The sequence below is a fragment of the Rhodococcus sp. NS-SX18 genome, from assembly GCF_057367935.1.
The window spans coordinates 3,472,018-3,490,421 of sequence record NZ_CM170633.1; the positions used below are offsets into that span (position 1 = coordinate 3,472,018).

17 protein-coding genes are annotated in these 18,404 nt (G+C 70.7%); 3 read left to right on the plus strand and 14 right to left on the minus strand.

Annotated features, from left to right (window positions below):
• Positions 1-36 precede the first annotated feature (36 nt).
• The 13 genes from hpf to AC2IPW_RS16115 form a co-directional block, all read right to left on the minus strand.
• On the minus strand, positions 37-711 hold the full coding sequence (gene hpf / locus AC2IPW_RS16055) for a ribosome hibernation-promoting factor, HPF/YfiA family (protein ID WP_289381416.1): 675 nt from the start codon (positions 709-711) through the stop codon (positions 37-39).
• A gap of 256 nt (positions 712-967) precedes the next feature.
• Positions 968-1,612 (minus strand): ComF family protein, encoded by a 645-nt coding sequence (locus AC2IPW_RS16060; protein ID WP_486375188.1) that lies wholly within the window; start codon positions 1,610-1,612, stop codon positions 968-970.
• Positions 1,613-1,653: 41 nt separating this feature from the next.
• Complete coding sequence (gene lpqB / locus AC2IPW_RS16065) at positions 1,654-3,420, minus strand: MtrAB system accessory lipoprotein LpqB (protein ID WP_486375189.1); 1,767 nt, start codon at positions 3,418-3,420, stop codon at positions 1,654-1,656.
• Positions 3,417-5,168 carry an MtrAB system histidine kinase MtrB gene (gene mtrB / locus AC2IPW_RS16070; protein ID WP_486375190.1) on the minus strand — a complete coding sequence of 584 codons (1,752 nt, stop codon included), beginning with the start codon at positions 5,166-5,168 and terminating at the stop codon, positions 3,417-3,419. Before mtrB ends, lpqB begins: the two co-directional genes overlap by 4 nt.
• Positions 5,165-5,842: an MtrAB system response regulator MtrA gene (mtrA, locus tag AC2IPW_RS16075; RefSeq protein ID WP_003939111.1), complete on the minus strand. Its 678-nt coding sequence runs from the start codon at positions 5,840-5,842 to the stop codon at positions 5,165-5,167. The genes mtrB and mtrA overlap by 4 nt, the downstream gene beginning before the upstream one ends.
• 5 nt (positions 5,843-5,847) lie before the next feature.
• Complete coding sequence (locus AC2IPW_RS16080) at positions 5,848-6,513, minus strand: dTMP kinase (RefSeq protein ID WP_289381407.1); 666 nt, start codon at positions 6,511-6,513, stop codon at positions 5,848-5,850.
• Between the two features lie 25 nt (positions 6,514-6,538).
• Positions 6,539-8,026: an adenosylhomocysteinase gene (ahcY, locus tag AC2IPW_RS16085; protein ID WP_003939109.1), complete on the minus strand. Its 1,488-nt coding sequence runs from the start codon at positions 8,024-8,026 to the stop codon at positions 6,539-6,541.
• A gap of 58 nt (positions 8,027-8,084) precedes the next feature.
• Positions 8,085-8,747, minus strand: coding sequence for a TetR/AcrR family transcriptional regulator (locus tag AC2IPW_RS16090; RefSeq protein WP_450120720.1), 663 nt, complete (start codon positions 8,745-8,747; stop codon positions 8,085-8,087).
• 46 nt (positions 8,748-8,793) lie between these two features.
• A complete protein-coding gene (locus AC2IPW_RS16095; protein ID WP_416061377.1) occupies positions 8,794-10,278 on the minus strand; it encodes an amino acid permease in 1,485 nt (494 codons plus the stop codon).
• A 230-nt stretch (positions 10,279-10,508) separates the two neighbouring features.
• Entirely contained in the window at positions 10,509-11,780 is a 1,272-nt protein-coding gene (manA, locus tag AC2IPW_RS16100; protein WP_003939106.1) for a mannose-6-phosphate isomerase, class I, read from the minus strand.
• Complete coding sequence (locus AC2IPW_RS16105; RefSeq protein WP_003939105.1) at positions 11,780-12,865, minus strand: SIS domain-containing protein; 1,086 nt, start codon at positions 12,863-12,865, stop codon at positions 11,780-11,782. Before AC2IPW_RS16105 ends, manA begins: the two co-directional genes overlap by 1 nt.
• Positions 12,866-12,947: 82 nt before the next feature.
• Complete coding sequence (locus AC2IPW_RS16110; protein ID WP_450120722.1) at positions 12,948-14,315, minus strand: phosphomannomutase/phosphoglucomutase; 1,368 nt, start codon at positions 14,313-14,315, stop codon at positions 12,948-12,950.
• Between the two features lie 72 nt (positions 14,316-14,387).
• Complete coding sequence (locus AC2IPW_RS16115; RefSeq protein WP_193788811.1) at positions 14,388-14,783, minus strand: DUF3499 domain-containing protein; 396 nt, start codon at positions 14,781-14,783, stop codon at positions 14,388-14,390.
• An 87-nt stretch (positions 14,784-14,870) separates the two neighbouring features.
• Here AC2IPW_RS16115 and AC2IPW_RS16120 point away from each other — a divergent pair, with 87 nt between their 5' ends.
• Positions 14,871-15,365, plus strand: coding sequence for a metallopeptidase family protein (locus tag AC2IPW_RS16120; RefSeq protein ID WP_040784265.1), 495 nt, complete (start codon positions 14,871-14,873; stop codon positions 15,363-15,365).
• 4 nt (positions 15,366-15,369) lie between these two features.
• Here the strand turns inward: AC2IPW_RS16120 and AC2IPW_RS16125 are convergent, their stop codons facing one another.
• Positions 15,370-15,633: a WhiB family transcriptional regulator gene (locus AC2IPW_RS16125; protein ID WP_193788813.1), complete on the minus strand. Its 264-nt coding sequence runs from the start codon at positions 15,631-15,633 to the stop codon at positions 15,370-15,372.
• A gap of 402 nt (positions 15,634-16,035) precedes the next feature.
• Here AC2IPW_RS16125 and cofD point away from each other — a divergent pair, with 402 nt between their 5' ends.
• Together cofD and AC2IPW_RS16135 are read left to right on the plus strand one after the other, a co-directional pair.
• On the plus strand, positions 16,036-17,025 hold the full coding sequence (gene cofD, locus AC2IPW_RS16130; protein WP_054374213.1) for a 2-phospho-L-lactate transferase: 990 nt from the start codon (positions 16,036-16,038) through the stop codon (positions 17,023-17,025).
• Positions 17,022-18,404, plus strand: coding sequence for a coenzyme F420-0:L-glutamate ligase (locus AC2IPW_RS16135; protein ID WP_289381649.1), 1,383 nt, complete (start codon positions 17,022-17,024; stop codon positions 18,402-18,404). Before cofD ends, AC2IPW_RS16135 begins: the two co-directional genes overlap by 4 nt.

The window sequence follows — 18,404 nt, forward strand, 5'->3', positions numbered from 1 at the left end:
TGGCACACACGGTGCCGCCGCTGTGCGGCGCAGTGGTCACACGAGCCGGATCAACCCGTAGTCGAACGCGTGCCGGCGGTAGACGACGGACGGACTGTCGGACTCCTTGTCGTGGAACAGGTAGAAGTCGTGACCGACCAGCTCCATCTCGTACAGCGCGTCGTCGACGGTCATCGGCTCGGCCGTGTGTTCCTTCGTTCGCACGATCCGGCCGGGACCCGAGGGCTCGGGCTCGTACTGCTCCAGCGAGATCTCCGGTGAGATTCCGAGCGAGTCGTCCCGGGCGAGCTCGGCAGTGGCCTCGGCCACCGAGACGGGGGTCTTTTCCCCGTGGTGCACCTTGCGGCGGTCCTTCGTGCGGCGCAGCCGCGCCTCGAGCTTGTCCGTCACGGACTCGAAGGCAGCGTAGAAACTGTCCGCGGATGCCTCTGCGCGCACCACCGGCCCCTTGGCCCGAGCGGTGATCTCGACGCGCTGGCAACTCTTCAGCTGCCGGCGATTGCGCTCGTGCTGCAACTCGACGTCGAACAGGAAGATCGTCGGGTCGAAACGTTCGAGCCGAGCGAGCTTCTCGGACACGTAGACCCGGAAGTGATCCGGGACCTCGACGTTGCGCCCCTTGACGACGACGTCGGCGCGGGGACCGTTGGACTCCGCAGTACCGGCTTCGGCCTCAGCAGCGGGAACCTTGGACTTCGAAGGGATCGTCACTCGTACCTCCCGAGTACGGCCGGCGCAGCTCGCGCGCCGGCATGATCGACGAGCGCGAAATGCGCTCCGCCCGACACGACGGCTGAGGGGCGTTTTGCGCCCGCTACCTGTGTTTTCGGGTCTGAGGGCGACGGTAGTACGGAACGGCGGGGAGTGCCACCGTTCCGCTCAATTTCACGCCGTCGTCACCTGACGGTGGGACCGATGTCCCCGACGTGCCCGGCCCCTCGGCCTGCGGCTCGGGGTCCTCCGGCTCTCATGCGGCGGCGATCACCAGCACCCCGCACGGGCGATGGCCCGCTGCCCGCAGGACCCGCACCGATTCCGTGGCGGTGGCGCCGGTGGTGACGACGTCGTCGACGAGCAGCACGTCCGCTCCCGCCGGTGGCCCGGCCCTCCGCAGCCGCACCCGCCCGGCCAGATTGCGCTGCCGCTGCGCAGCCGACAATCCCACCGAATCCCGGACAGCACGTCCGGTGACGAGAAGGCCGCAGACCTCGAGACGCCGGTCGTAACCGGCGGCCGCCCGCACCGCACGCAGCACCGGATCGCCGCCGCGAGCGCGCGCCGCGTGGGCCCTCGTCGGGGCGGGCACCGCGACGAGAGGCCCGGCGGGCAGCTCCCCCCAGCGCCGCAGCCGTGACACCGCGGTGGCCAGCGCGAGGCCGAGCGGACCGGCCAGGTCGCGCCGGCCGTGTTCCTTGGCCGCGATCACCGCGCGGCGGCGCGCACCGCCGTACGGCCCCAGGGCCCACACCGGAACGCCGGGATCGACTCGGGGCCGGACCCGGGCCGGCACGTCCGCCAGCTCCCGGGCGCAGCGCCGGCACCAGCCGACGCCGGGGCGGCCGCAACCGCCGCACTCGACGGGCAGCACCAGATCCAGCAGCGACGTCAGCACCGCGACAGTGTGACCGTCGGCCCCGACATCTACCCGAGCCGTCAGCCCGGCAGGACGGGGACGGCCTGCAGCCCGGTCAGGCCGGGCACCTCCCGCCAGTACCGATCGCCGGCCGGATCGGCGTTGTTCAGCTGGAACACCGCCCGCGAGTCGGCCACGAACTCCGAGGTCGTCGACGCCTCGACGGCGACGACCGGCGGGGTGAGGTTGCGGCTCGGCAGGGCGTCCATTCGTGAGCCGTCGACCGCGACCTGCACGACCGGGACGTCGGAGGCGGCCCGGGCCACGACCACGGTGTCCGGGGTGCTCCAGTCCAGGGACAAGGCCGGGCTGCCGAGACCGACGGCGATCTCACGGGGTGACGTGAGTGAGAATTCCCCGTTCGATCTCTGCACGACCACCGCGACGTAGACGCGTCCGTCCACGATCATCGCCGCGCGCACGCCGTCGCGGGAGAGGCGCAGATCGCTGATCGTGTTGCCCACCGCCCGCACGGCCCCGGCGTCGACGGGCAGGACCGTGATCCGGCCGGTGCCCGGCTCACGCACCGCACGCACCACGTTCGTGCCGTTGACCACGGACCACACGGAATTGTCGTCGAGTGCCCACGTAGGCCGCGTGATCGAGTCGGCCTGGAGTGCGCGCGCCGCCGGGCCGTCGCGGTACGGGCCGATCAGCAACTCGGCGGTGGCTTCCGGACGCCCGGTGTCGGCGACGGCGGCCGCCAGTTCGCCGTCGTGCGACAACGCCACCGAGCGCAGGTTCGTGGCGGTGCCGAAGGTCCCGGGCACCGGAGTGACCCCGGTCTCGGCGACGCTGACCAGCCCGCCACCGCGCAGCGCGTGGAGGCCGATGGTGGCGCTCGAGGTGGCCAGCGGGTTCATCGATGCGACGTCCGCGGTGGTCCAGCCGTTCGGAAACCGCTCGTCGAGGGGCTGACCGTCCGCGAGCAGGACGTACGGGCCGGTGATCTCGGCGTTGGCCAGCGTCCAGATCACCTGGGCGGCGAGCAACTCGCGGCTTTCCTTGCTCAGGGGCCGCAACCCCAGGAAGTCGATCCGGACACCCCCGAGACCGACACCGACCTGGGTGGTGCGGCCGTCGGCCTTGGTGATCGGCCCCCGCACGGACACTCCCGAGCCGAGTTCCGTGCGCACGGCCGGTGCCAGGGCTGCCTTCGGGCCGTCGATGAGCAGGTCGATCAGCTGGGCCGCGGTCTGGTCCTGGTTCGAGGCGATCCAGCGGGGGTCGGGGACGACCGTGCGCCCGGACGGGTCGACGAAGTACAGCGAACGCCGCTGGTAGCCGTTGAGGAACTGCGGGCGGTCCATGACCACGCCCGGCCCCATCTCGTCGATGCGCCATTCGCCGCCGCGCAGCACGAGGGTGATCTTGGTTTCGAACGGTCCTTCGTCGGGGCGGTAGACCCCGCCCTCCTCCAGGTGGCCGACCCGGTTGGCGCGGATGACGTACGTCGCGCGGTCGGCGCTGCGCGACTCCGGGAGCACGTCGACCTTGTCGACGATCGTCGCGCTGGCGGCGTCGTCCCACTCGGCCGACATGTCGGCGGTGAGGAACTGCCGGGCGGCGAGGTGACGATTGGCCGGGTCCGTGCTGGCGCGCAGGAAGTCCCGCAGGAGCAGGTCCGGTTCCCGCCCCGGCGCCGGAGCCGGGACCGACGTGGTGGTGGGCTCGCGAGCGATGGTGCCCACCGCCTGGGGCGACGACGAGTCCGGCAGGCTGGCACAGCCGGACACGGCGACGGTCAGGCCCGTGAGCACCGCGAGCAGCGTCTTCGTGCCCCTCATGGGGTGGCCCCCTCGGGCGGGACCGGTACCGCCGCCGGGTTCGCAGCGGTCGCGGTGTCCTCGCCGGCCTCGGCGTCCACGGACGCGTCCTCGTCCGCCGCGGGCGCACCCGGCAGCGGACGGCCCTGGACCGCGCGGACCGTGCTGGGAACGAGTGGCAGCGGACTGCGGCCGACCTTGCGTCCCCGTTGTCGCGGGAGGGTGAGCCGGAAGCAGGACCCCAGGCCGGGTTCACCCCAGGCCTCGAGCTTGCCGTTGTGGAGGTTGGCGTCCTCGACGCTGATCGCCAGCCCGAGCCCGGTTCCGCCGGAGCGCCGCACCCGGGACGGGTCCGACCGCCAGAACCGGTTGAAGACGAGTTTCTCCTCGCCGGGCCGCAGACCGACGCCCTGGTCCCGGACGATGAACGCGGCGGCGGTGTCGTCGGCGCGCAGGCGCAGCAGGATGGGTTTGCCCTCTCCGTGGTCGATGGCGTTGGCGAGCAGGTTGCGCAGGATGCGCTCGACGCGGCGCGGATCGACCTCGGCGTCGACGGGTTCACCCGGCAGGTCGACGATCAGCTCGGTGCCGCTCTCGCGGGCGAGATGCCGGACGGTGGACACCGCGGCGCGGGCACACATGCGCAGGTCGAGTTGCTCGGCGGCGAGTTCGGCGACGCCGGCGTCGTGGCGGCTGATCTCGAGCAGGTCGCCCAGCAAACTCTCGAAGCGGTCGAGCTCGGTGACGAGCAGCTCCGAGGCGCGCTTGAGGGACGGGTCGAGTTCGTCGCTGCCGTCGTGGATGAGATCGGCGGCCATCCGCACCGTCGTCAGCGGGGTACGCAGCTCGTGGCTGACGTCCGAGGTGAACCGCTTCTGCAGGTTGCCGAACTCCTCGAGCTGGGTGATCTGCCGCGACAGGCTCTCGGCCATCTCGTTGAAGGACATGGCCAGGCGCGCCATGTCGTCCTCGCCGCGTACCGGCATGCGTTCCTTGAGCCGGCCGTCGGCGAACCGGACCGCGATACGCGATGCCGAGCGGATCGGCAGGACCACCTGGCGGGCGACGATCATCGAGATCGCGGCGAGCAGCACGAGCAGCACCCCGGCACCGACGAGGAGCGTGCCCCGCACCAGTGACAGTGTGTTCTCCTCGCCCGCCAGCGGGAACACCAGGTACAGCTCGAGGGTGGAGATGTCCGACGCCGTCGGCGTGCCCACGATCAGCGCCGGACCGGAGTAGCCGTCGGGATCCGACACCGTCGCGAACTGGTAGGCGATCTGGCCCTTCTGCACGAAGGCGCGCAGGTTCTCGGGGATCTGGTCGGCGGGCCCGCTCGACGTCGGTGCGCGTGGTCCGTCGCCCGGCACGATCAGCACCGGGTCGAAGGTGCCCGCGACGCCGGTGTCCTCGCCCGCGTCGCTGCTGCGATTCGTCAGCGCCGCAACGGCGCCGTCGAGCCGGACCTGCAGCGAGCCGGAGTCGTCGGCGCCGGCGAGTTGACCCTCGACGAGGGCGCGGGACCGCTCGACCTCCTCGGTGGCGGCGTTGATCTTCACCTCGAGCAGTCGTTCGGTGATCTGGCTGGTGAGGACGACACCGAGGACGAGCATCACGATCAGCGACAACGACAGGGTCGAGACCACGACCCGCAGTTGCAGCGATCGCCGCCACGTGTGGGCGAGCCGATTGCTCACCGCACGTGACCACCTCAGCAGCGGCAGAGTCCTCCTGGTGATCCGCCGCCGCAGTCGGTACACACCGATCACGGCGGTCCGGCCTTGTAGCCGACGCCCCGCACCGTCAGCACCACCTCGGGGTTCTCGGGATCCTTCTCGACCTTCGCCCGCAGCCGCTGCACGTGGACGTTCACCAGACGGGTGTCGGCCGCGTGCCGGTAGCCCCACACCTGCTCGAGCAGCACCTCACGAGTGAACACCTGCCGCGGCTTGCGCGCGAGCGCCACCAGCAGGTCGAACTCGAGCGGGGTGAGGGAGATCAGTTCGTCCCCGCGGGTGACCTTGTGAGCGGGAACGTCGATGGCGATGTCGCCGATGGAGAGCACCTCGGCCGGTTCCTGCTCGGTGCGACGGAGCCGCGCGCGGACCCGGGCCACGAGTTCCTTCGGCTTGAACGGCTTGACGATGTAGTCGTCGGCGCCGGATTCGAGTCCGAGCACCACGTCGACGGTGTCCGACTTGGCGGTGAGCATGACGATCGGCACGCCCGAGTCGGCGCGCAGCACCCGGCAGACGTCGATACCGTTCATGCCCGGGAGCATGAGGTCGAGCAGGACGAGGTCGGGCCGGATCTCCCGGACCGCGTTCAGCGCCTGCGAACCGTCCCCCACCACGTAGGGCTCGAATCCCTCGCCCCGCAGGACGATCGTAAGCATCTCGGCGAGCGCGGTGTCGTCGTCGACAACCAGAATCCTCGGCTTCATGGCTTCTATCGTGTCACTCCTCGACCGTGGTGAAGCTGATTTGAGATCTCGGCGGCGAGTTGTCGCGGATCGGCATCGGGTCCGGCAACCCGCCACGGCGACATCCACTGTCGGCGTGCGAGGTCGTCGTACACCTGTCCGGTGCGGGCCTGCAGACCCGAGTCCCGTTCGTAGGCGTCCCGGTCGCGGCCCGTGTCGGACGCGGCGCGGCTGCGGGCCCGGCGCGCCGCCAGCTCGACCGGCACCCGCAGCAGCAGCTGCAGATCCGGCACGGGCAGCGCGAACCGCTCGAACTCGAGTTCACGCACCCACTCCACCGCCGGTCCCGAGCCGCCCTCGTGGTGCCGGGCGGCGGTGTAGGCGGCATTGGACGCGACGTACCGATCGAGCAGGACGATGTCGTTGTCCGCCAGGAGCTTCCGCAACCCGTCGGCGGCGTCACGGCGATCGAGAGCCCACAGCAGCGCCATCGCCTCGATGCTCGAGGCGGTGTCACCGTGCCGGCCCCGCAACGCCTCGGCACCGAGGTCGGCGTGCACCGATGTCCCGTAACGCGGGAACGCAAGCGTCGAGACGACGAATCCGGCTGCGCGCCAAGCCTCGACGAGGCCGGCGGAGAGTGTCCGCTTGCCGGCCCCGTCGAGCCCCTCCACGACGATCAACGCACCCATCGGTGGTGTCCTGCGATTCCCGCGCTCAGTACCGGTAGTGCTCGGGCTTGTACGGGCCTTCGACGTCGACCCCGATGTACTCGGCCTGATCCTTGGACAGCTTGGTCAGTTCACCACCGAGCGCCTCGACGTGGATGCGGGCGACCTTCTCGTCCAGGTGCTTGGGCAGACGGTAGACCTCGTTGTCGTACTCGTCCGGCTTGGTCCACAACTCGATCTGGGCGATCACCTGATTGGCGAACGAGTTGCTCATCACGAACGACGGGTGGCCCGTGGCGTTGCCGAGGTTCAGCAGCCGGCCCTCGGACAGCACGAGGATGGAATGCCCGTCTGCGAAACGGAACTCGTCGACCTGCGCCTTGATGTTGATCCGGGTGACATCCGTCGCCCGCTCGAGGCCGGCCATGTCGATCTCGTTGTCGAAGTGGCCGATGTTGCCCAGGATGGCCTGGTGCTTCATGCGACGCATGTGATCGAAGGTGATGATGTCCTTGTTACCGGTCGCGGTGATCACGATGTCGGCCTGCTCGATGAAGCCCTCGACGGTGACGACGTCGAAGCCGTCCATCAGCGCCTGCAGCGCGTTGATGGGGTCGATCTCGGTGACCGACACCCGCGCGCCCTGCCCGCGCAGCGCCTCCGCGCAGCCCTTGCCGACGTCGCCGTAGCCGCACACCAGGGCGGCCTTGCCGCCGATGAGGACGTCGGTGCCGCGGTTGATCCCGTCGAGCAGCGAGTGCCGGGTGCCGTACTTGTTGTCGAACTTGCTCTTGGTGACCGAGTCGTTGACGTTGATCGCGGGGAACGCCAGATCGCCGCCGGCCGAGAGCTGGTACAACCGCAGCACGCCGGTGGTGGTCTCCTCGGTGACGCCGCGCACCGACTCGGCGACGGCGGTCCACTTCTTGGGATCCTGTGCGAGGGATTCGCGCAGCAGCGCCAGGAAGACCCGGTACTCGGCGGAGTCCTGGTCCTCGTCCACCGGGGGCACCACGCCCGCCTTCTCGAACTGCGCGCCCTTGAGCACCAGCATGGTGGCGTCGCCGCCGTCGTCGAGGATCATGTTGGCCGGGCGCGGGGTGCCGTCGGAGGCGGCGGGCCAGGTGAGCATCTGCTCGGCCGCCCACCAGTACTCCTCGAGCGTCTCACCCTTCCATGCGAACACCGGCACGCCCTTGGGCTCCTCCGGGGTTCCGTGCGGGCCGACGACGACCGCCGCGGCGGCGTGGTCCTGGGTCGAGAAGATGTTGCACGAGGCCCAGCGCACCTCGGCGCCGAGAGCGACGAGGGTCTCGATCAGCACGGCCGTCTGGACCGTCATGTGCAGCGAGCCGGAGATCCGCGCGCCCTTCAACGGCAGCACCTCCGCGTACTCGCGGCGCAGCGCCATCAGGCCGGGCATCTCGTGCTCGGCCAGCCGGATCTCCTTGCGGCCGAATTCGGCGAGGGACAGATCGGCGACCTTGAAGTCGATGCCGTTGCGCTGGTCGGCCACGAGCTTGTTGTCGGACACGTGAGGATGCCTCTCCTGTTGGCAGTCGGTTCTGCCAACAGGCTATACAACTCGCTGTTCAGTCGCGCCGGGCGGAGCGATCGATGAACGGGCCGAGCAGCTCGGCCAGGTCCGCGGCGACGTCCCGGTCGGACTCGGGCGGCATCGAGATGTAGCTCATCGCGACGCGCACGATCGCCCGCCCCAGAATGCCCGCGTCCGTCGCGGACGCCTGTACCCAACTGCGCTGGAAAGTTTCCGAGAGCCGGGCGGAGGCTCGTTCGATGAGCGGCGCAGAGTCCGTGGTGATCAGGCGCAGCAGATCCGGCTTGGCGTCGCCGCGCAGCAGCGACTGGATCAGCGGGTCGGCACTGCTCTCGACGAAGAACGAGGTGAACCCCTCGACGAGGGCGGCGCGCGCCTGTCCCACGTGGGTGTAGATCGCGTCGTCGACGGCGTCGACGAACTGATCCACCAGGCGCAGCGCGTACGCCTGAGCGAGTCCCTGCCGCGACGAGAACTCGTTGTACAGGGTCTGTCTGCTCACACCCGCGCCCCGCGCGACGTCCGTCATGGTGACCGCGGACCAGTCACGGGCGGTGAGCAGGTCCCGCATGGCGTCGAGCACCGAATTGCGCAGCAGCATCCGGCTGGCCTCGTGGAACGGTACGCGCTGCCGGTCTCCGGGTTCCCCGGCTCGCGGAGGCTCCCCGGCAGTGGCGGATTCGTGCACGATCGACATGCCGCGACGGTTTCACGCGAGGCCGATCCCGTCAACACGAACAGAGCTACCGGCGCGGTACCGCCGGTTCGGCGAGCACGGAGTGCCTGCGGCTGTAGGAGAAGTAGACGACCACACCGATCACCATCCACACCACGAACCGCAACCACGTCTCCACCGACAGGTTGGCCATGAGCCACAGGCAGGACAGCACCGCGAGGACCGGCACCAGCGGCACCGCGGGCACCCGGAAGCCGCGCTCGAGGTCCGGCCGGGTGCGCCGCAGCACGACCACTCCGATCGACACCAGAACGAATGCGAACAGCGTCCCGATGTTGACCATCTCCTCCAGGGCACCGAGCGGGATGAACCCGGCGAGCGCCGCCACCACGACCGTCACCAGCACGGTCGTCCGCACCGGAGTGCCGTGACGGCCCGTGTGCGAGAGACGGCGCGGAACGAGGCCGTCGCGGGCCATCGCGAACAGCACGCGGGTCTGGCCGAGCATGAGGACCATCACCACCGTGGTCAGGCCGGCGAGGGCGCCGATCGAGATGAGATTCTTGGCCCAGTCCATCCCGTTGAGAGCGAACGCCGTCGCGAGTGTCGACTCGTCCCCGGCCAGCTCCCTGTAGTTCACCATCCCGGTGAGGACGAGGCTCACCGCCACGTAGAGCACGGTGACGATCGCGAGGGACCCCAGGATCCCGATGGGCACCGCCCGCTGGGGATGCCGTGTCTCCTCCGCCGTGGTGGCGACCACGTCGAACCCGATGAAGGCGAAGAACACCAGGCTCGCCGCGGCGAGCAATCCGTACCACCCGAATGTGCTGCCCCCGGCACCGGTGAGGAACGAGAACAGCGACTGATGCAGCCCCTCCCCGGTCGACGCGGACTCCGACGGCGGTACGTACGGGGTGTAATTGTCAGTGTCGATGAAGAAGACGCCGAGCGCGACCACGAACAGGACGACGGCGATCTTGACGGAGGTGATCACCAGCGACACGCGCGAGGACAGCTTCGTTCCGGTAGCGATGAGAATTCCGATCACCACGACGATCAAGATCGCGCCCCAGTCCACCTTCACGGGTCCGACGGTGGCCACCGGGGACAGCCCGCCGAGCACCTCACCCAGATACAGCGACCAGCCCTTGCCGACCACGGCCGCAGCGAGGGCGAACTCGAGGATGAGGTCCCAGCCGATGATCCACGCGACGAACTCGCCGAACGTCGCGAAGGAGAATGTGTAGGCGCTCCCGGCCACGGGCACCGTCGACGCGAACTCGGCGTAGCACAGTGCCGCGAGCGCGCAGGCCACGGCCGCCAGCACGAACGCGAGCGACACGGACGGGCCGGCGACGTTGCCGGCCGTCCGGGCCGTCAAGGTGAAGATGCCGGCGCCGATGACGACGGCCACGCCGAACACGATCAGGTCCCACGCCGTGAGATCCTTGCGCAGCCGGGAATCCGGTTCGTCGGTGTCGAGGATCGACCGCTCCACCGACTTGGTCCGGAACAACCCGCTGCGGGACACGCCCCTGTTGTCGGTCATCGGGCACTCCCCTCGGTTTCGAGGTCGGGAGTACCCCGCGCCGCGGCAATCCATGCCACGGCGTGCGGAACCGTTCGCGCCCGAGGTGGGTCAGCCGTACCGCAGCGCAGTCGTGTCCCGGTGTCCTCGATCGCGGCGGCGTACGCTCCCGGCGTCCCGTCGATGGCCTTCGTGCACCGCGAGCCGACACCGGCTGCCTGTCGTCCGCTCGGGAACCGAGCGGCGCCACGCTAGTCGATCCGGGCGTCGACGTCCGCCAACCGGGCGCGGAACAGCTGCGCCGGCTCGCCGGCGGCACGCACGGTGACGGCCGGGTCGGATGCCGACAGCCAGACCGCCTGTCCGGCCGCCAGCTGCAGGGTCCGCCCCGCGCATTCCACGCCGGCGGACCCGGAGGTGCACAACAGGATCTGCGGACCGCACGGCGGCAGTGCGACGTCGTCCGGTGCCGCACCGGAGCCGGGGGCGAGATCGATCCGCGACAGGGCGAACTCCGGGGCCGGAGTCCGGTAGCGCACTTCCCCCGGACCGGCCGGCTCGGGTTCGAGGATCGGCACGTCCACGGGCCGGAAATCTAGCACCCGCAGCAACTCCGGCACGTCGACGTGTTTCGGCGTGAGTCCGCCGCGCAGCACGTTGTCCGAGTTGGCCATGATCTCCACAGCCATGCCGTGCAGGTACGCGTGCAGGTTTCCCGCTGCGAGGAACAGGCCCTGTCCCGGCTCGAGAGTGATCCGGTTGAGCAGTACGGCGGCGAGCACGCCCGCGTCGCCGGGGTAGAACTCGGCGAGCTGCAGCACCGTCCGGACCTCCTCGGCGAACGGGGCCGTGCCGTTGCCGTTGTGCGTCGCCAGGTAGGTCACGCAGCCGTCGAGTACCCGCGGCAACAGAGCCGACAGCACCGACTGCGGAAGGGTGATCCAGATGGTGAACAGCGCGCGCAGGCCGTCGGAGTCGGGTTGCCCGGCGAGCAGCCCGACGTAGGGATCGAGTTCGGGTACCTCGAGGGCGGCGAGCAGCTCGACGGTGCGATGCGGATCCCGGAAACCGGCGAGTGCCTCGAAGCGGGTGAGCGCGACGACGAGCTCGGGCTTGTGGCTCGCATCGCGATAGTTCCGCACCGGCGACTCCAGGGGCAGGCCCGCGGCCTCCTCGCGGGCGAAGCCCTCGGCAGCCTGTTCGGCACTCGGATGCGCTTGCAGCGACAGTGGTTCCTCGGCGGCCAGCAACTTGAGCAGGAACGGCAGCCGCGGCCCGAACCGGCTCAGTGTCGCCGGCCCGAGATGTCCGCCCGGATCGGCCTCGAGGACGTCGAGCAGGGAGGTGTCCTCACCCGGCCCGTCACCGTTGGTGCTCACCACCCGCGCCGGGTCCGCGGGGTGCGCACCCAGCCACAGTTCCGCTTCCGGATGCGCGGACGGCACCGTCCGGCCGCACAGCGCCGCGATCGCGGTGCGCGAACCCCAGGCATACGAACGCAGCGCACCTTCGAGTCGGAGCACTAGCGACCACCGACCAACCGCAGATAGGCAGCGGCCATCTCGAATCGCACGGCCAGCACCGCCACCTGCTCCGGCACCGACGGCACCGCCTTCGCCTCGAACTCCCCCACCACCGATACCAACTCCATGTCCGGCAGCGCTGCCGCGCGCCGCTCCGCCTGCCGCCGATCTTCCTCCACACTCAACACCAAGACCCGCACCGGGGGTGCGGGCACCGGCCCGTCGAGCTGTTCGTCGTGGAAGAACGGATCGTACGACTCCCCACCCGCCGGGGGTATCGCGACCAGTCGGTCCCGCGCGGCGAGAACGTCCGGCAGCGCCGACGCCGAGGCGATCACCCCGGCCACCTGCAGCAGGGACTCCCCCGCGTGCCGGGCGAGCGCAGCCGTCACCGCCGAGTCGCCCGCCAGGGCCACCCGTCGGGACTGGATCCGGGAGGCCAGCGCCTTCGCCGGATTCCGGAACACCTCGCTGCCCGGCTGGTCGCGGCCGGCTTCGCCGTCCGCCGAGTCGGCGAGATCGGCCAGCGGGGGAACCACGCCTGCCGTGCGGGTGGCCTCCATTGCCACCACCACCGCGAGGAACACCGCCAGGTGCCGCAGGAGGGAGTACGCCACCGGCACTCGGATCCGCGGGGGCAACAGCATCGCCCGGCCCGCCGCCGCCCCACGGATCGGTCCCTCGTCCGGGGCGTCGACAACCACCTCGGCGCCGCGCCGCAGGGCCGCGGCGACCGATTCGGCGAGCTGGGGGTCGCCGGCGTCGTCGCCCGCGACGACGACGACGTCGAGCGGGCCGACCCAGGGCGGGGTGACGGGGGCCGTGACCAGCGGCACGGCCGAACGCGCCGCGAGCATCGCGACGACGAGTTCGCCCGCGCGAGCGGCGCGCGCATCGCCACACACGAGCACCACGCTGCGCGGATGCAGGCCGTGCAGGCGGTCGAGGATCTGCTCGTCGACGGCCGCGGCGGTGGCGCGGATCTGTGCCCCGCCGAGCGCGGCGAACCGCAGAATCCCGTCGACGTCGGCGTCGATCAGGGCACCGGTGTCGTCCAAGTCGAGGATCGAAGAGGGAGCCGTCATGGCTGCGCCACCGTCCTTCCGACTCGCACCGTCCCGGGACCGAGCCCCGGGAACTCGATTATCCCCGCCACGGATACTTCCGTCACGCGCGCACGATCGCCAGGATTTCCCTCACCAGCGCGTCGACCTGCTCCGCCGTGCGGGCCTCGACGTTGAGTCGCAGCAGGGGCTCGGTGTTGGAGGCCCGCAGGTTGAACCAGGCACCGTCGGCGAGATCGACGGTGACGCCGTCGAGCCGGTCGACTGCTTCGGCGCGGTCGCCGAAGGCCTCGAGCACTGCGGCGGTGCGCTCCGCGGCGTCGTCGACGGTGGAGTTGATCTCCCCGGACGCGGCGTACCGGTCGTATTCGCGCATCAGCTCGGACAGGGGCCGGTCCTGGCCGGCGAGCGCGGCGAGCACGTGCAGGGCCGCGAGCATGCCCGAGTCCGCGCCCCAGAAGTCGCGGAAGTAGTAGTGCGCCGAATGCTCGCCGCCGAACACGGCCCCCGTCTCGGCCATCTGCTGCTTGATGAACGAGTGCCCGACGCGGGTGCGGACGGGCTTGCCCCCGAGTTCGGTGACGAGCTCGGGCACCGCGCGGGAGGTGATGAGGTTGTGGATGATCGTCGATCCGGGTTCCTTCGCGAGCTCGCGCGAGGCCACCAGCGCGGTGACCGCCGACGGCGTGACCGGCTCACCGCGCTCGTCGACGACGAAGCAGCGGTCGGCGTCACCGTCGAACGCGAGGCCGAGGTCGGCACCCGAGTCGCGCACCAGCTTCTGCAGGTCCACCAGGTTGGCGGGATCGAGCGGATTGGCCTCGTGGTTGGGGAAGGTTCCGTCGAGTTCGAAGTACAGCGGCACCAGGTCGATCGGGAGCGCACCGAACACCGCGGGCACCGTGTGCCCGCCCATACCGTTGCCGGCGTCGACGGCAACCCGGAGCGGGCGCATCGCGGACAGGTCCACCAGCGAGCGGACGAACGCGGCGTAGTCGGCGAGCACGTCCCGCTCGGTGACGGTGCCGGGGGCACCGTCGAAGTCCGGGACGCCGGCGACGAGTTCGGCCGCGACGGTGGCGAGCCCGGTCTCCTGTCCGACCGGCTTGGCCCCGGCCCGGCACAGCTTGATCCCGTTGTAGCGCGCCGGGTTGTGGCTCGCGGTGAACATGGCGCCGGGAGCCTCGAGGATCCCGGACGCGAAGTACAGCTGATCGGTGGAGGCCAAGCCGATGTGGACGACGTCGACTCCCTGGGCGGTGACGCCGGCGGCGAAGGCCTCGACCAGCTCCGGGGACGATGCGCGCATGTCGTGGCCGATCACGATGCGGGTGGCGCCGGTGTCCCGCATCAGGCGAGCGAAGGAGGCTCCGACGTCCCGGACGAATCCGGCGTCGAGCTGTTCTCCCACCAGGCCACGCACGTCGTACGCCTTGACCACGGCGGACACGGACTCGGCAGTTCTCGCCACTGTTGCTGCTCCTGATCGTCGACTGGCGCCGCCGCCTCCGCGGCGGGGCACGGTCAGCCTAGTGCGCGGCGATCAGGACGTGGGATCGGGCAACACGCGCAGATGGCCACGACGGCCGGTGCGGGCGGTGGGGGGTGCGGCCAGGGTGGTGGGGACACCGGAATCGGTGTCGTCGGAGTCGGTGCGGCCCCGCTCGCCGAGTCCGGCTTCGCGCACCGCCTCGGCCAGTGCGGTCAGGTCGTCCTCGTCCGGAGTCCCGGCGGTGAAGGCGCCCTCGTACCGGACCAGCTCCCACCCCTTCGGGGCGGTGATCCGCGAGCCGTGCGATTCGCACAGATCCCACGAGTGGGGCTCGGCGACCGTTGCCAGGGGACCGACGACCGCGGTGGAGTCCGAGTACACGTAGGTCAGCGTCGCAACAGCAGGGTTCTTGCACCCAGGCCGGCAGCATCGACGCAGTGATCTCACAGTCGGAGAGTAGCGCGCCGTGCGCTCCGGGACTATCCGGACACACCGGAGAAGCGGGTTCGGATTTGCGTGTCGTACTGTCCAGGCATGCCCCGATCGCGCCGTCCCAGACCCGTGACGTCCCGCTCGGTCGCCCGTCGCGGCCGCGGTGTGCGCGGCCCGCTGTTCCCGCACGAGGTGCCGGCGTGGCGCTCGCGCGCGGAGAAGTTCGATCTGCTCGTGCTGGGGGCCTTCGCGCCGATCGACGCACAGTGGCACGACCGGCTGACCAAGCTCGACATCGCCGTCGACGAGGTGCCCAAGATCCGCGCCCTCGACCCGGACTCGGTGAACTGGCCGTCGGAGGTGGTCGCGGACGGCCCGGTGCCGCTGTCGCGGCTCGTCCCCGCAGGGATCGACCGGCGCGGCGCGGCGACGCGGGCCCGGATCGTGCTCTTCCGCCGCCCGCTGGAACTGCGGGCGAAGGATCCCGAGGATCTCACCGACCTGGTGCACGACGTGCTCGTACACCAGGTCGCGACGTACCTCGGCGTCGAGCCCGAGGTCGTCGACCCCGAACTCGGCGGTTTCGACGAGGACTGACGCCTCAGACGATGCCGCGCTTGAGGCGTCGGCGCTCCCGCTCCGACAGACCACCCCAGATGCCGAAGCGTTCGTCGTTGGCCAGCGCGTACTCGAGACATTCGTCCCGCACCTCGCACCCCAAGCAGATCCGCTTCGCCTCCCGGGTCGATCCCCCTTTCTCAGGGAAGAACGCCTCGGGATCCGTCTGCGCGCACAAGGCGCGTTCCTGCCACTGTTCGTCGGCACCGTCGGACGGGTCGCCGAAACCATCGATCAGACTGAGCACGGGCCGCGCAGGCGCGTCCCCCCCGATGCCGTCGATGTCGTCCCGGACGTCCTCGCCTGCAGTGTCGATGCCTGCAGTGTCGATCCGAGAGCTCTCGAACCATTCGCGCTCGTCGGCCATCGTTCGCCTCCTCACCTGCAGCGCTGCAACTCTCGTCGAAACCGGCCCACTCCGCGCCACCCCCATCGAACATGCGTTCGAATGCAGTTCGCCACAACCGATCTCGGTTCCGGTTCACTGGAAATGACACTTATGTGATTAGACACGTGGGGCGTGTCGCGGTCAAGCCGAGCGGCGCCGCTGTCTTACCATCCGGGGTTCTCCTCCGCGCCGCTGCGCACCTGCCGCCCGGGTGCGCAGGCACCCCGGCAGCCCTCGCGGCGCACCGCCTACGCTTGCCCTGTGAACGTGACTGTATTGGTCGGCGGCGTCGGAGGTGCGCGTTTTCTCACCGGCGTGCGCCGGCTCCTCGGCATCGAACCCGGCCGCGACCTCGACCCCGACGCCGCGCACCGGGTGACCGCGATCGTCAACATCGGCGACGACGTCTGGATGCACGGGCTGCGCATCTGCCCCGACCTGGACACGTGCATGTACACCCTCGGCGGCGGGATCGACACCGAACGCGGATGGGGCCGGGCCGACGAGACCTGGCACGCGAAGGAGGAGCTGGCGGCGTACGGAGCGACACCGGACTGGTTCGGCCTCGGGGACCGCGACATCGCGACCCACCTGCTGCGCACCCAGTTGCTGAACGCCGGGTACCCGCTCTCGGCCGTGACCGAGGCGCTGTGCGACCGCTGGAAACCCGGCGTCGCCCTCCTCCCGGTCTCCGACGACCGCAGCGAGACCCACGTCGTCATCACCGATCCGGCCGACGGCGAGCAACGCGCCGTGCACTTCGAGGAATGGTGGGTCCGGCACCGCGCCCAGGTGCCCACGCACAGCTTCGCGCACATCGGCGCCGAGAAGGCCGCCCCCGCACCGGGTGTGCTCGAGGCGATCGACTCGGCGGACGTGGTGATCCTCGCCCCCTCCAACCCGGTGGTGAGCATCGGCGCGATCCTCGCGATCCCCGGACTGCGCGGCGCGCTGCGCACCACGTCCGCGAGGATCGTCGGACTGTCGCCGGTGATCGACGGAAAACCGCTGCGCGGCATGGCCGACGCGTGCCTCGGCGTGATCGGCGTCGAGACCACCGCCCAGGGCGTGGGACGGCACTACGGCGCCCGCAGCGGCGCAGGCCTGCTCGACGGCTGGCTGATCCACTCCACCGACGCCGCCGACGTGCCCGGCGTCGAGGTGCGCAGCGTGCCGCTGCTCATGACCGATCCCGACGCGACAGCCGAAATGGCTCGCGCCGCACTCGAACTGGCAGGAGTGACGCTGTGACCACGCCCTCCGACACGGCCGTCGGTACCGCCGCCGGGGTGCGCGACCACTCCCCCGGACGGCCGATCGAGATCCTCCCGGTGCCCGGCCTGCCCGAGTTCCGACCCGGCGACGACCTCGCCACCGCGCTCGCCGCCGCGGCGCCCTGGCTCGCCGACGGAGACGTCCTCGTCGTCACGAGCAAGATCTTCTCCAAGGTCGAGGGCCGCATCGTGGACTCCCCCACCGACCCCGAGGCCCGCGATGCGCTCCGCCGCCGCCTGGTCGACCAGGAGGCGGTGCGCGTGCTCGCGCGCAAGGGACGCACGCTCATCACCGAGAACCGGCTCGGGATCGTGCAGGCCGCCTCCGGGATCGACGGCTCGAATGTCGCCGCCTCGGAACTCGCCCTGCTGCCCGAGGATCCCGATGCGAGCGCCGCGGCTCTGCGCGAGCGTCTGCAGGCGCTGCTCGGTGTGAGCGTCGCCGTGGTCGTCACCGACACGATGGGCCGGGCCTGGCGCGTCGGCCAGACCGATGCCGCGATCGGAGCGGCCGGAATTCCGGTCCTGCACGAGTACGCGGGATCCCGTGACGGACAGGGCAACGAACTGTTCGTCACCTCCGTCGCCGTCGCCGACGAGATCGCGGCCGCGGGCGACCTCGTCAAGGGGAAGCTGGGCGGTGTCCCGGTCGCGGTGATCCGTGGCCTCGACCTGCCCGACAACGGTTCCACCGCCCGGCAACTCGTCCGTCGCGGCGAGGACGACCTGTTCTGGCTCGGCACCGCCGAGGCACTCGAGCGAGGCCGCCGCGAGGCGCTGTTGCTGCGGCGGTCGGTGCGGGAATTCTCCTCGGAACCGGTCGATCCCGAAGATCTGCGCGACGCCGTCGCCGAGGCTCTCACCGCTCCCGCGCCGCACCACACCCACCCGGTGCGGTTCGTCTGGGTCCGCACCGAGCAGGTGCGCCGCCGGCTGCTCGACCGCATGCGCGAACGTTGGGCCGCCGACCTCGCCGGTGACGGGCTCGCACCGGCGGCGATCGACCGACGGGTGGGCCGCGGCGCGATCCTCTACGACGCGCCCGAAGTGGTGATCCCGTTCTGGGTTCCCGACGGCGCCCACCGTTACCCCGACGCCCGGCGTACCGCCGCCGAGGCCACGATGTTCACCGTCGCCGCCGGCGCCGCCGTCCAGGGGCTGCTGGTCTCGCTCGCCGTCCGCGGGCTCGGCAGCTGCTGGATCGGGTCGACGATCTTCGCCCCGGACGTCGTGCGGCGTGAACTCGACCTGCCGGCGGACTGGTCGCCGCTCGGCGCGATCGCGGTCGGACACCCCCTCGAGCCGGCGACGCCGCGCATCGCCCCCGCGGCCGGCGACCTGCTGCTGGAGCTGTGA

What these genes read in the sequence shown, in the direction of transcription:
- lpqB (WP_486375189.1), bottom strand. Translation starts at nt 3,420, where the DNA reads ATGAGGGGCACGAAGACGCTGCTCGCGGTGCTCACGGGCCTGACCGTC.
- mtrA (WP_003939111.1), bottom strand. Translation starts at nt 5,842, where the DNA reads ATGAAGCCGAGGATTCTGGTTGTCGACGACGACACCGCGCTCGCCGAG.
- AC2IPW_RS16080 (WP_289381407.1), bottom strand. Translation starts at nt 6,513, where the DNA reads ATGGGTGCGTTGATCGTCGTGGAGGGGCTCGACGGGGCCGGCAAGCGG.
- AC2IPW_RS16090 (WP_450120720.1), bottom strand. Translation starts at nt 8,747, where the DNA reads ATGTCGATCGTGCACGAATCCGCCACTGCCGGGGAGCCTCCGCGAGCC.
- AC2IPW_RS16095 (WP_416061377.1), bottom strand. Translation starts at nt 10,278, where the DNA reads ATGACCGACAACAGGGGCGTGTCCCGCAGCGGGTTGTTCCGGACCAAG.
- AC2IPW_RS16105 (WP_003939105.1), bottom strand. Translation starts at nt 12,865, where the DNA reads ATGACGGCTCCCTCTTCGATCCTCGACTTGGACGACACCGGTGCCCTG.
- AC2IPW_RS16120 (WP_040784265.1), top strand. Translation starts at nt 14,871, where the DNA reads ATGCCCCGATCGCGCCGTCCCAGACCCGTGACGTCCCGCTCGGTCGCC.